At 63.4% G+C, this 13,485-nt stretch carries 7 protein-coding genes; all 7 read left to right on the top strand.

Features of this window, described 5'->3' with window-relative positions; translation table 11 throughout:
• Positions 1 to 155 precede the first annotated feature (155 nt).
• The 7 genes from BUS06_RS14115 (at position 156) to BUS06_RS14145 (ending at position 13,443) form a co-directional block, all read left to right on the top strand.
• Positions 156 to 668, top strand: coding sequence for a MerR family transcriptional regulator (locus tag BUS06_RS14115; protein WP_074264822.1), 513 nt, complete (start codon positions 156 to 158; stop codon positions 666 to 668).
• The gene (locus BUS06_RS14120) at positions 665 to 2,221 is read left to right on the top strand and encodes an MFS transporter (protein ID WP_074264823.1); all 1,557 of its coding nucleotides are present in this window, start codon (positions 665 to 667) and stop codon (positions 2,219 to 2,221) included. The genes BUS06_RS14115 and BUS06_RS14120 overlap by 4 nt, the downstream gene beginning before the upstream one ends.
• Positions 2,222 to 2,224: 3 nt before the next feature.
• On the top strand, positions 2,225 to 3,061 hold the full coding sequence (locus BUS06_RS14125) for a M90 family metallopeptidase (RefSeq protein ID WP_074264824.1): 837 nt from the start codon (positions 2,225 to 2,227) through the stop codon (positions 3,059 to 3,061).
• Positions 3,062 to 3,269: 208 nt separating this feature from the next.
• Positions 3,270 to 3,533: a type B 50S ribosomal protein L31 gene (locus BUS06_RS14130; RefSeq protein ID WP_074264825.1), complete on the top strand. Its 264-nt coding sequence runs from the start codon at positions 3,270 to 3,272 to the stop codon at positions 3,531 to 3,533.
• 367 nt (positions 3,534 to 3,900) lie between these two features.
• The gene (locus BUS06_RS14135) at positions 3,901 to 5,673 is read left to right on the top strand and encodes an ArnT family glycosyltransferase (protein ID WP_074264826.1); all 1,773 of its coding nucleotides are present in this window, start codon (positions 3,901 to 3,903) and stop codon (positions 5,671 to 5,673) included.
• A 2-nt stretch (positions 5,674 to 5,675) separates the two neighbouring features.
• Positions 5,676 to 7,037: an MATE family efflux transporter gene (locus tag BUS06_RS14140; RefSeq protein WP_074264827.1), complete on the top strand. Its 1,362-nt coding sequence runs from the start codon at positions 5,676 to 5,678 to the stop codon at positions 7,035 to 7,037.
• A gap of 178 nt (positions 7,038 to 7,215) precedes the next feature.
• The gene (locus BUS06_RS14145; RefSeq protein ID WP_074264828.1) at positions 7,216 to 13,443 is read left to right on the top strand and encodes an alpha-2-macroglobulin family protein; all 6,228 of its coding nucleotides are present in this window, start codon (positions 7,216 to 7,218) and stop codon (positions 13,441 to 13,443) included.
• The last annotated feature ends 42 nt before the right edge of the window (positions 13,444 to 13,485 follow it).

The following is a 13,485-nucleotide window of genomic DNA, read 5'->3' on the forward strand; positions in this document are numbered from 1 at the left end:
CTTGCCCTCGCCCTCGTCGAATTTCTCACCTTCGGACTCAGATTGCCTGGCGTGAGATGCACTGCCGGGCACGGCAGAGTGCCGCCTCAACCTGTACGTGAACGTTCACGTTGCACTATAATAAGCACACCGCCTCCAAACCGCGCCATAACCTCATGTCAAAGGACCGCCCCATCCTGCTCACCGTGCGCGACGCCGCCGAGCGACTGAACGTCACGCCGCGTACGCTCAAGTACTACGAGGAACGCGGGCTCGTTTCGCCCACGCGCAGCGAGGGGCGCTACCGCCTCTACGACGAAGATGACCTCGAGCGTTTCGCCCGCATCCTGCGACTGCGTTCGCTAGGTTTTTCCCTGCACGGCATCACCGAGATGCTCAAGCGCCCGCTCGAACCGGATGAAAGCGGCAGCAACCGCTTTTCCACCGACTCGCTGCAAGAGATTCGGGACGCACTCGCGCAACAGATCAATGCGCTCGACGCACGCGTTGAAGCCATGCGCCGTGAATTGAAAGAAGCGCAAACGCTGAAGGGCGAACTCGCCCATGACCTCGATTACGTCGAGCGGCGCCTCGCCGGTGAAAACGCCGATGCACTGCTCAAACAGCGCCGGGAAGCACACGCAAAGCGTTCGCTGAAGAAACCCAAAACGCCGGACGAACCGGCATGAGTACCGTGTCGACCCGCGTGCCGCTGTTCAGCGTCGAAAAGCTGCGCGGCGACTTCTTCCCCTGGGTGCTGGCCGTCGTCACCGGGCTCGACTATTTCGACAACGCCATCTTCTCGTTCTTCACGAGCTACATCGCCGGCGGCGTCAATGCGTCGCCCGACGAACTCGTGTGGTCTTCGAGCGCCTATGCCGTGGCCGCCGTGCTCGGCATCCTGCAACAGCAATGGTGGGTTGAGCGCTTCGGCTACCGTCGCTATGTCGCCGGCTGCATGCTGCTGTATTCGGCGGGTGCCGTCGCCGCGGCGCTGTGCGAAACCTCCTTCGAACTTGCCTTCGCGCGCGGCTTCCAGGGCTACTTCATCGGCCCGATGATGGGCACCTGCCGCATCCTGATCCAGATCAGTTTCACGACGCAACAACGCCCGATTGCCACGCGAGCCTTTCTGCTTTTGATCGTGCTGAGCAGCGCGCTCGCACCGCTCGTCGGCGGCCAACTGGTTGCGCATTTTGACTGGCGCGCGCTGTTCGCCTGCACCGCACCGGTGGGCGTTCTGTTCGCCATCCTCGTGTTGCTCGCGCTGCCGGACTCGGGCGATCGCCAGCCGGAAGAGCGCGGCTCGGCGCACTTCTGGCCATATATGATCTTCGCGTTCGCGCAAGGCGCACTGCAAATCGTCATGCAGCAACTGCGCTTCCAGCTATTCACCAGCTCGCCCGGATTGATCCTGCTGACTATCCTCGGCGTCGGCGCCCTCGTCTGGTTTGCTTATCACCAATGGCACGAACCGAACCCGCTGGTGCGGCTGCACGCTTTGCGCGAGAAGACCTTTCAGGCCGGCATCGTGCTCTACATGTTCTATTACTACCAATCGACCGCTTTCAGCTATCTGATCTCACGTTTCCTCGAAAGCGGCCTCGGCTATCCCGTGGAGAACACCGGGCGCCTCGTCGGCGTGACCTCACTGATTTCAGCCAGCGCGTTGTTCGTCTATCTGCGCTACTCGAAGCTGTTGCCGCGCAAGAAGTGGATCATCGTGCCCGGCTTCGCGCTCGCCGCCTTCGCCGCGGCGTGGATGACGCGCATGGAGCCCGGCGTCGGTGAGAGCGCCCTGCTCGTGCCGCTGCTGCTGCGCGGCCTGCTGTTACTGTTTATCGTGCTGCCGGTTGCCAATCTGACGTTTAGAATCTTCGCTATCGAGGAATTCACGCACGGCTACCGGCTCAAAAACATCGTGCGGCAATTGACGATCTCGTTTGCCACGGCGTCGATGATCATCATCGAACAGCACCGTGAAGCGTTGCATCAGGCGCGGCTCGCCGAGTTCGTCAATCCGTTCAATCCGGTGTTCCAGAACACGCTCGCTGTGCTGACCAACGGCTTCGCGGCGAGCGGCCGCTCGCTCGCCGACGCGCACGCACTGGCGATGGGACAGATCGCCCGGACGGTTGCGCAGCAGGCAAGCTTTCTGACCTCGCTCGATGGTTTCTATTACCTGATTGGCGTAGCGGTCTGCGGTGGAATTTTCGCCGCGTGGCAAAAACAGATCGACTGAGCGATGTTATCGAAACTCACTAACTGGTTTGACTCGCGCCGCCGCGAGCGCGCGCTGCGCGACCATGCGATCGACGATCCGCTCTGGCAGGCCACGCTTGCTGGATTGCCTTTCCTCGCCCATCTGGACGCGGATGACCTCGTGCGGCTGCGCGAACTGAGCAGCCTGTTCCTCGCGCAGAAGGAATTCTCCACCGCGCACGGACTTGAACTGACTGACCCGATGACCGCCGCGATCGCCGCCCAGGCCTGTCTGCCAGTATTGAACCTCGGGCTGGACCTGTATCGCGGATGGGTGGGCGTGATCGTCTATCCAGGCGAATTCGTGATCCGCAAGACGGTCGAGGACGAAGACGGCGTCGTACATGAGGTCGAGCACGACGCCAGCGGCGAAGCCTGGGAAGGCGGCCCGGTAGTCCTCTCCTGGGAGGACGCGCAGATGACGGACGGATCGGACGCGTATAACGTCGTCATCCACGAATTCGCCCACAAGATCGACATGCTGACGGGCGAAGCCGACGGTCACCCGCCGCTATTCCGGCGCTGGCACGCTCCACTCGATGCCGCCGCCTGGGCCGATGTGTTCGACCACGCCTACGATCACTTCTGCAACCGCGTCGACGCGGTCCCCGAACGCCGCTGGGCGCGCTTCGAGCGGGAATCGCTGATCGACCCGTACGCGGCGGACCATCCATCGGAATTTTTTGCCGTTTGCAGCGAAGCGCTATTTGTCCAGCCCCACGCCTTCGAGGCCGAGTATCCCGAGCTATACCGGCTGCTGGCCCGCTATTACCGGCAGGACCCGGCCCGCGTAGGCGCTCTGCAAGCGCAAGCCGGCTAGCAGGGGCGCGGGCACGGGCACGCCACACAGCGAAACCGCCCGCCAGCTGGCGAAAAACCTCCGGAAAAGTCGTCAACCAACTGATTTTCTGGCATAATCGCCGTTTTTCGACCTTAGGCAAGTGGCTCGCGCCAAAATGCTTTCGCGAATCCAGTAGAGATTTTGCGACTGCACGCGGGTTGGCTACCGCCAGACTAGAGGATTTACCATGAAAGAAGGCATTCACCCCGATTACCGCGAAGTCCTGTTCGTCGACATGTCGATCGACTTCAAGTTTGTGACCCGCTCGACCATCCAGACGCGCGAAACCGGCGAATTCGAAGGCAAGACCTACCCGCTCGCCAAGATCGAAGTGTCGTCGGAATCGCATCCGTTCTACACGGGTCAGCAAAAGATCATGGACACGGCAGGCCGCGTCGAGAAGTTCAACAAGAAGTTCGGCACGCGCGCTACCGGCAAGGCAGCGAAGTAATACCCGCGTCGTCGCTGGCCATAGGCCGGACGGGTGCTCAGGCACCAGCACAGAAGGGCAGCGTAAGCTGCCCTTTTTTGTCACCGGCGTTGCTAATGTCAATGGCTTTGTCACCCGACGTACGGCAAGCGGGCCGCCACCACGCTGCCACTACGCAACGACCACACGACATCACGCGCGTCCACCCATGGCCCTATCCGGACGTTCACTGCATGGTTACAGCACTTCGCACAACGTTGCGCTCTGTTACCGGTCGTGACGCGCGCGCTGCGCCACGTCTACAATGCCGGATGCTGCGAATCGGCCATGCTGCCGGGCACCCTGCCCCGCGCCGGCCGACGCCCCTATCCGAGATCAACAAATCCGCATGAGATCAGTCGTTCGCCTCACTGCATCCGCCACGAGCGCCCTGCCGCGCTGGCTGTTGCTGACCCTCAGTATCATCTACGCCGCGTTCGGCCTGTTCGGCCGCGATCCGTGGAAGAACGAGGATGCGGCCGGTTTCGGCGTCATGTGGACGATGGCCAAAGGCAACGCGCACGACTGGCTGTTTCCCAACCTGGTCGGCAAATACCTCACCGATAACGGACCGCTCGGCTACTGGCTCGGCGCCAGTTCGATCCGCGCGCTGGCGCCATGGGTCGATGCAAGCAATGCTTCGCGCGTCTTTACCGGCCTGCTGTTTTGCGGCGCCTGCGCGTTCGTCTGGTACGCGGCCTATCTGCTCGGCCGCCGCCCCGAGGTTCAGCCGTTCAAATACGCATTCGGCGGCGAGCCGGAACCGCGTGACTACGGCCGCACGCTCGCCGACGGCGCGCTGCTGATCCTGCTCGCCTGCTTCGGCCTTGCTGAGCGTGGCCACGAAACCACGCCGCAACTGGCGCAGTTCGTCTGCATCGCGATGCTCGTCTACGGCCTCGTGCGGATGATCGATAAGCCGATCCAGGGCGCGCTGGTATGGGGTCTTGCACTCGGTCTCGTCGCGCTGGCGAGCAACCCCGTGCTGGTGGCCGCGTTGCTGGTGGGCACGCTCGCCATGACCATCATCGTGCCCGAGACACGCACGCGCTGGCTCATGCTTGCGGGCTTGCCGGTTGCCCTCGTGGTGTCGCTGTCGTGGCCGGTAGCGGCCCTCTCCGCCTACCCGGACGACGCCGTCTGGTATCTCAATCAATGGGTGAGCACGAGTCTCAACGCCTTCGCCGGCCCGCCCGGCTCGGTGGCCCGCTACGCGCTGAAAAACCTGCCGCTTTTCACCTGGCCCGCCTGGCCGCTGGCAATCTGGTCGTGGTTTAGCTGGTCCGGTCTGCGGCGTGCGCCGCACGTCGCCATTCCGGTCTCGGTGATCACGCCGCTGTTGATCCTCGTGGTGCTGCAGAGCCATCAGACCAACCTGCTGTTCATGCTGTTGCTGCCCGCCCTCGCGGTGCTCGCGACCTTCGCGCTGCCTACGCTCAATCGCGGCACCATCAATGCGATCGACTGGTTTGCGCTCCTCAGCTTCACGATCCTCGGCAGCACCGTCTGGCTCTTCTGGATTGCGGGTCTCACCGGCTTCCCCGCGCCACTCGCCCGAAATATGGCGCGTTATGCGCCGGGGTTCGTTCCGCAGTTCAAGATGATCTCGTTCGTCTGTGCGGTCGCAGTGACGGTATGCTGGTTCGTGCTGGTTCGCTGGCGCCTCGCACGTCATCCGAAAGTGCTGTGGCGCAGCGTGGTGCTCTCGAGCGCTGGCACGACGCTGATGTGGGTGCTGGTGATGACGCTGTGGCTGCCCATCATCAACTACAGCCGGACCTATAAGGATGTGGCCGAGCAGATTGCCAGCCACCTGCCTGACGACTATAGCTGCATCTCGCCGGTACGCCTCGGCAACGCGCAGATCGCGACGTTCGCCTACTTCGGTCACATGCATTTCGCGTTCGATCAAGACTGCGATGTGATCCTGCGCCAGGACACCCAGGACTACGGCGAGCCCAGTTCGATGTCGAACTTCGTCTGGAAGCTGGTTTGGGAAGGCCGCCGGGTTGCCGACCGCGACGAACGCTTCCGCCTGTATGTGCGTATCGACCGCCCGAAGCCGCCCGTCACACACCGCGCCTGGCGCCCGAAGCGCGGCGCCGCGGCCTCTGCGGACTGACGATGTTCGCCGATGTGCGCAAAATCGCCGGGCTCGCGTGGCCTGTGCTGATCGGCCAGTTGGCCATCATCGCCTTCGGCGTCATGGATACGGCGATGGTGGGCCGCTATTCAGCAGTCGATCTCGCGGCGCTCGGCCTTGGCTCGTCGATCTACATCTCGGTCTATATCGGCCTGACCGGCATCCTCACCGCGCTGCAGCCGATTGCGGGCCAACTCTATGGCGCGCGCCAGTACCCTGAGATCGGCGAGCAGGTACGCCAGTCGCTATGGCTCGCCTTCGCGCTGATGATCATCGGCTTCCTGATCCTGTATTTCCCCGGCCCGCTGCTGCATCTCGCGCGGGTGCCGGCCGCGCTGTATGAACGCACGCTCGCCTATCTGCAGATCCTCGCGTTCGGTTTGCCGGCTGGTCTCGTGTTTCGCGTCTACGGCTCGCTCGCCAATGCAGTTGGCAAACCGCGGCTCGTGATGATCCTGCAGATTGGCGCCTTGCTGCTGAAGGTTCCGCTCAACCTGTGGTTCATCTTCGGTGGCCTGGGCGTGCCGGCGCTCGGCGGTCCGGGATGCGCGCTCGCCAGCACCGGCATTAACTGGATGCTCGCGATCGTCGGCATGCTGCTGATGAGCAGGATCGATGTGTTCAAGCCTTTTGGGATCTTTTCGCGCTTCTGCTGGCCGGAGTGGCACCGTCAGGTCGCGCAACTCAAGCTCGGCATTCCGATGGGACTCTCGTATCTGATCGAAGTCACCTCGTACACGTTCATGGCGCTGTTTATCGCACGCTTCGGCACGACGACGCTCGCGGGACATCAGATCGCCGGTAACGTCGGCGCGGTGTTGTACATGACGCCACTGTCGATCGGTATCGCTACCTCCACACTCGTGGCCCAGGCGCTCGGCGCGCATCGGCCAGAAGCGGCGCGCACGCTGTCACGCCACGGCATCTTGATGGCGGTGATGATCGCGTGCAGCTATGGGGCGATCGTTCTGGCGCTGCGGCCGCTCATCATCGAAGGCTATACGCCCAATGCACAGGTCGCGGCAGCCGCCATGCCGCTCGTCTTGATCGTGGTCTTCTATCACGTGTTCGATTCGCTGCAGGTGACCACCGCCTTCGTACTGCGCGCCTACAAGGTGGCGGTCATCCCGACTGTGATCTATGCGGTCGCGCTGTGGGGCGTCGGGCTGGGCGGCGGGTATCTGCTCGGCTTCGACATTGGCGGCTCAATACCTGTCTGGCTCACGGGCGCACGCGGGTTCTGGTTCGCCAACATGGCGAGCCTGGGTATCGCCGGGTCCGGTCTTTTGATTTACCTGCGCACGGTAAGCCGGCGGCATCTTCGTACCGGCGTCGAGGCATAGCCGGATAACGCCGCGCAGATGGTCCACGTGCACCGCTTCCCAAGGTGCATCAAGCTCTCCGAATCACCTTCCACCTCCACGATCCCCATCGGAAACTTCTGACACTTAACAAGGTTGGGGATACTGATAATCGTCCGGTAGAATCGCCAGCATTCTGTAAGCGACAGGAGCATGGTCGATGCGAAGCGGCACCCTCAGACGGAAGTGGATGTGGGCAACGGTAGCAGCGCTCGGCGTGCTAAGCGCATCCACATGGCGAGCCGATGCAGCGCGCATCACCAGCGTCTCACCGCAAGGCAAGGTGACGCAGGTCAGACAGGTCGTCGTCAAGTTCGACGAAGCAATGATCGCGTTCGGTTCGGCCGCGGCCCCCGCTCCCGCGCAGGTGCATTGCAACGACGCCGCCGCGAGCAACGGCCAGGCCCGCTGGATCGACGAAAAAACCTGGGCATGGGACTTTGCCGCAGACCTGCCACCGGGTGTGAGCTGCAAGGTCGATCTCAACGACGGACTGAAGTCCGTTGCCAGCCACGCCATCACCGGCCCGCATCGTTACGCGTTTGAAACCGGCGGTCCATTCGTGCAGGACATACGTCCGGACTCCGGCGAGATCGAAGAAGATCAGGCGTTCGTCCTGACGCTCAACGGGCCGGCTACGGCTGCGTCGGTGCACGACCATGTGTGGTGCGAATCGAGCGGCCTCGGTAACCGTATCCCCGTCAAGAACCTCGACGACGCGGCGCGTGCCGCTCTGCTCAAACACTTTCACCTGAAGAAAGATGCGGCACGCATCTTGACGCTTCAGTGTCAGCAGACGCTGCCCTCCTCCGCCAAGATGCAACTGGTGTATGGAGCAGGCGTGGCGAGCCCGAGCGGGATCGCCAATGACGTCGAGCGTCGTTTCGACTACACCGTACGCGACCCGTTCGCCGCCAGCTTTTCGTGTGAGCGTGAAAACGCCAAGGCGCCGTGTACACCGCTGCGTCCGGTGGAAGTGCGCTTCAATGCGCCGATCAGCCGCGCCGACGCCGAAAAGCTCACGCTCAAGGGACCCGGCGGCACGATCTCGCCGACCTTCAAACCTGACGACAAGGATTCCGAAACAACTACGGTCGACTTCGCGGCGCCGCTGCCCGAACACGCAGAACTCACGATCGACATCCCGGCAAACCTGAAAGACGTCAGTGGCCGCACGCTCACCAACGCCGATCTGTTCCCGCTCAAGACCACCACGGCGCCGATGCCGCCGCTCGCCAAGTTCTCGTCGGGGACCTTCGGCATCATCGAACGCTTCGCTGAACCGGACATGCCCGCGCTCGTGCCCGTGACGCTGCGCAACGTCGAAGCGGATCTGCACGTGGCAGGTCTCAATGCCGGCAACGCGCAATTCAGCAAACTGCGCGTCGACGCGGACACCGATATCCGACACTGGATGCGCCTTGTCGACCAGTTCGACGGCTACTCGATGAACCGTTCGAACATCGACTCGCTGATGCCTGGACTGCTGCAGCACGTGAAGAACCCGGTGTACGTGCCGCGCTCGCCGGATGAGTCCAGCGACGACAACAAGAAAGACCCCCAGATCGACATCCGTTCGCTGTCGCTGCTCGCGGGACAGCGCGGCGTGGAGACGCTCGCGCTGCCCAAGGAAGACCCGCAGGCGCTGAGGCCATTCGAAGTCGTCGGCGTGCCGGTGACGAAGCCAGGCTTCTACGTGATCGAACTGGCCTCGCCTGCGCTCGGCGCTTCGCTGTTGAGCAGAAAAGCGCCGATGTACGTGCGCACTGCCGTGCTCGTCACCAACCTCGGCGTGCACTTCAAGCAGGGGCGTGAGAACAGCGTGGTGTGGGTGACCTCGCTCGACAAGGGTCAACCGGTGCCGAATGCCACCATCGAGGTGAGCGACTGCAACGGCGCCCCGCTCGCCGATGGCAAGACCGACGCGCACGGCGTGCTGACCATCGACAAACCGCTTGCTGCGCTCAAGGAATGCGGCGAAAAGAGCTTCGAAGGCTTCTTCGTCTCGGCGCGCGTCGACGACCCGAAGACCGGCCCCGATATGGCGTTCGTGCGCTCGGACTGGAATCGCGGCATCGAGTCCTGGCGCTTCAACGTGCCGACCGACACCAGCATCGAGCAGACCGTCCGCGCGCATACGGTCTTCGATCGGACGCTGTTGCGCGCTGGTGAGACAGTGTCGATGAAGCATCTGATCCGCGTCGAGACGTTGCTTGGTTTCGCTTATCCGCAGAAGTATCCGACGCGGGTGACGATTCGCCATCTCGGCAGCGGCCAGACCTATCATCTGCCGCTCAAATGGGCGGCCGACCACAGCGCGGATTCGACCTTCACGATCCCGGTGGCAGCGAAACTGGGCGAATACAGTGTTACGCTCGACGACGGCGATCCGAACGCGAAGGCTCCCACTGGAGCCGTGAGCGGTAACAGTGGTAGCGGAAGCAATGACGCCAGTGACGATAGCGACGCCGGCGATAACGCAGACAACAGCGACGACAGCGGCGCCGCACCGCAGATGAGCTACGAGTCCGGCAGCTTCCGTGTCGAGGAATTCCGCTTGCCGGTATTCAAAGGCACGATCGCCGTGCGTGACGAAAAAACGCATCCGCTGGTTGCCGCGAAACAGGCCCCGCTTGCCGTGCAGATCGACTACGTCTCGGGTGGCGCTGCATCGAATCTGCCGGTGCAGGTGTCAGCCTTGCTCAAGAACACGGCACTCGACTTCACTGACAATTTCCCTGACTTCAGCTTCACGCCCTACACACCGCAAACCGGCGACGACACCTCGGACGCCAACGACGAAGACAGTGACACACAGCAACCCGCCGACGACGGCGCCAAGCTGATCGCCGACAAGGAAGCGCTCACGCTCGATCGCAACGGCTCCGGTGGTCTGACACTGAAGAATCTGCCGCACGTCGACGCGCCCAAACGCCTCGCACTCGAAGCGACGTTTGCCGATCCGAACGGCGAAGTGCAAACGCTTTCCGGCGGCGCGACACTGTGGCCCGCCGCAGTGGTTGCCGGCATCAAGTCAGGGCAATGGGTTTCGGTTGGCAACACCGTACCGGTCAAGGCGCTCGCCGTTGACCTGCAAGGCAAGCCGCGCGCCGGCGTGGCGCTCGACGTGCACGGCTACGCGCGCATCACGACCACGTCGAGAAAGCGCATGGTCGGCGGCTTCTACGCGTACGACAACCATACCGAGGCGAAGGATCTCGGTTCGCTATGCAGCGGCAAGAGCGACGATCACGGCCTGCTGACCTGTGACGCGAAGCTGCGCGATGCAGGCAACATCGACCTCGTCGTCACGGCCAAAGACGGCGACGGCAACGTATCGACGGCAAGCAGTTCGGTGTGGGTCACGCGCGAAGACGAGCTGTGGTTCGGTGGCGAGAACACCGACCGCATCGACGTGCTGCCTGAGAAGAGCTCCTATGAACCGGGCGACACCGCGCGCTTCCAGGTGCGCATGCCGTTCCGCTTCGCTACCGCGCTGGTCGCGGTGGAACGCGAAGGCATCCTCGAGACGCATGTGGTTCAACTGGACGGCAAGGATCCGACCGTCGAGCTCAAGGTGAACGAGGCGTGGGGGCCGAACGTCTACGTGTCGGTGCTCGCATTGCGTGGACGGATTCACGAAGTACCGTGGTATTCGTTCTTCACGTGGGGCTGGAAGGCGCCGCTCGAATGGGCGCGCGCGTTCTGGTACGAGGGACGTCAATACGAAGCGCCGACGCCACTCGTCGATCTGTCCAAGCCGGCCTTCCGCTACGGCATGGCCGAAATCAAGGTGGGCACGGCGGCGCACAAGCTCGCCGTGACGGTTACCCCGGATGCGAAATCCTACACGGTGCGCGGCAAGGCGCACATCAGGCTGCACGTTCAGATGCCGGGCGGCAAGCCCGCGCCCGCGGGAACGCAAATCGCCGTGGCCGCAGTCGACGAAGCGCTGCTCGAACTGATGCCCAACCAGAGCTGGGACGTGCTCAATGCGATGCTCGAGCGGCGCGCCTACGGCGTGGAGACATCGACCGCGCAGATGGAAATCGTCGGGCGCCGTCACTTCGGGCGTAAGGCGGTGCCAGCGGGCGGCGGTGGTGGCCATAGCTCGACCCGCGAACTGTTCGACACGCTGCTGCTGTGGAACCCGCGCGTCACGCTCGACGCGAACGGCGAAGCGTCGCTCGACGTGCCGCTCAACGATTCGCTGACGAGCTTCCGGATCGTCGCGATCGCGGCGGTCGGTCCGGGCACGTTCGGCACCGGCAGCACATCGATTCGCAGCACTCAGGATCTGCAACTGATCTCGGGTCTGCCACCGCTCGTACGCGAAGGCGATCAGTTCCGCGCGCAGTTCACCGTTCGCAATACGACGGCCCGCGCGATGAAAGTGGTCTTCACGCCAAACGTGCCGGGCTTGACGCTCGCCGCGCAAACGGTGGATCTCGCCGCGGATTCGGCGCAAGAAATCGCATGGACCGTCACGACGCCCGATGGCCTTGCTGATACCCCATCCGGCGCGCTCACGTGGAACGTGGCGGCCGCCGAGCAAGGCGGCCCGCATGCCAGCGACGCGCTGAAGATCGCGCAGCATGTGACCGCGGTCGTGCCTGTGACAGTCCAGCAGGCGACGCTTGCGCAAGTCGACGGCACGTTGTCGTTACCGGTGGCCGCACCGCCAGATGCGAGCACGACCCAGGCCGGGGCAATTCGCGGCGGCATCGAAGTATCGCTGCAGTCGAAGCTCTCCGATGGCCTGCCCGGCGTGCGGCGCTTTTTCGAGCGCTATCCGTACAACTGCCTCGAGCAGCAGACTTCGCGCGCCATCGGTCTGCGTGATCCGGCTCAATGGCAGGCAGTGATCGCGAAAATGCCGGTCTATCTCGACCGCGACGGCCTCGCCAATTATTTCCCACCGAGCGACGACAGCGGCAACCACGGCAGTACGACGCTGTCTGCGTATCTGCTCGCCGTCAGCGACGAAACGGTGAAGCTCGATCCGCGCTTCACACTGCCCGACGATCTGCGCGGCAAGCTCGAAGCGGGCCTCGTGAGTTTTGTGGAAGGCAAGATCCAGCGCGATATCTGGGCGCCGCGCAAGGATCTCGACCTGCGCAAGCTCGAAGCACTCGAAGCTCTGTCGCGGTTCGGGATGGCACAGCCGGGCATGCTCGAGTCGATCGAGATTGCGCCGAACCAGTGGCCGACCTCGGCGGTGCTCGATTACTACGCGATCCTGTCGCGTGTACCGGGCATTCCTCAACGCGACGACAAGCTCGCGCAACTCGAACAGATCCTGCGCGCACGCCTGACGTATCAGGGCACGCGCCTCACGTTCTCGACCGAGGCGAACGACGACCTGTGGTGGCTCATGACCAGCACCGAAGACAACGCGGCCCGCACCGCGCTGACGTTTGTCGATTCGCCTGCGTGGAAAGACGAGATGCCGCGCCTCGTCGCCGGTTTGCTCGCGCTGCAACGCAACGGTGCGTGGGAGACGACGACGTCCAACGTGTGGGGGTCACTCGCGGTCGAACGGTTCTCGCAGGTGTTCGAGAGCACACCGGTGACTGGACAAACGCGGGTGCAACTCGGCGCGCTCGACAAGTCGGTTTCGTGGAGTGCGGGTGCGGTCGCGAGCGCGCTCCCGGCCACGGCAGTCACACCAGCGAGTGCGACAAATGCTGTGACGTCAGCAGGATCGACTACGTCCGCGACACCTGCGACGCCCGCTATACACGCCACGCCTATCACGCAAACGAAGGACACCCATAGCCAGCTTCTGCCGTGGCCGCCCGCGAACCAGGGCACAGCATCGCCTTTGACGCTGACGCACGACGGCACCGGCAAACCGTGGGCGACTATCGAAAGCCTCGCCGCAGTGCCGCTAAAAGCTCCCTTCGCAGCCGGCTATCGCATCACGAAAACGATCACACCGATCGACCCAGCCGTCAAAGGCGTCTACACACGAGGCGATGTGGTGCGCGTGCATCTGGACATCGACGCGCAGACCGACATGACCTGGGTGGTCGTCAACGATCCGGTGCCGGCTGGCGCAACGATCCTGGGCTCGGGCCTCGGACGCGATTCGGAGGCAGCAACCCAGGGAGAAAACAGCGCAGCCAACGCCGATCAACAGGCGTGGCCCGCGTTTATCGAACGCGGCTTCGACGGTTACCGGGCGTACTACGATTACTTGCCGAAGGGCAAACTCTCAGTGGAGTACACGGTGCGGCTCAACAACGTCGGCACGTTCGGCCTGCCGCCGACGCGGGTCGAAGCGCTGTACGCACCGTCGACGTTCGGTGCGTTGCCGAATGCGCCGTTCGTGGTGGTGCCCGCAGCCGGCACCGGCACCGGCACCGCCGCTGCGGCGTCCAGATGAGCTGCGCTGAGATTGCGGCGTGAACCGAAGCAATGAGCTACT

This window comes from Paraburkholderia phenazinium, assembly GCF_900141745.1.
GTDB lineage: Bacteria > Pseudomonadota > Gammaproteobacteria > Burkholderiales > Burkholderiaceae > Paraburkholderia > Paraburkholderia phenazinium_B.

Coding starts and splice junctions, on each gene's coding strand:
- BUS06_RS14145 (WP_074264828.1), top strand. CDS start 7,216: ATGCGAAGCGGCACCCTCAGACGGAAGTGGATGTGGGCAACGGTAGCA.
- BUS06_RS14140 (WP_074264827.1), top strand. CDS start 5,676: ATGTTCGCCGATGTGCGCAAAATCGCCGGGCTCGCGTGGCCTGTGCTG.
- BUS06_RS14120 (WP_074264823.1), top strand. CDS start 665: ATGAGTACCGTGTCGACCCGCGTGCCGCTGTTCAGCGTCGAAAAGCTG.
- BUS06_RS14115 (WP_074264822.1), top strand. CDS start 156: ATGTCAAAGGACCGCCCCATCCTGCTCACCGTGCGCGACGCCGCCGAG.
- BUS06_RS14135 (WP_074264826.1), top strand. CDS start 3,901: ATGAGATCAGTCGTTCGCCTCACTGCATCCGCCACGAGCGCCCTGCCG.
- BUS06_RS14125 (WP_074264824.1), top strand. CDS start 2,225: ATGTTATCGAAACTCACTAACTGGTTTGACTCGCGCCGCCGCGAGCGC.
- BUS06_RS14130 (WP_074264825.1), top strand. CDS start 3,270: ATGAAAGAAGGCATTCACCCCGATTACCGCGAAGTCCTGTTCGTCGAC.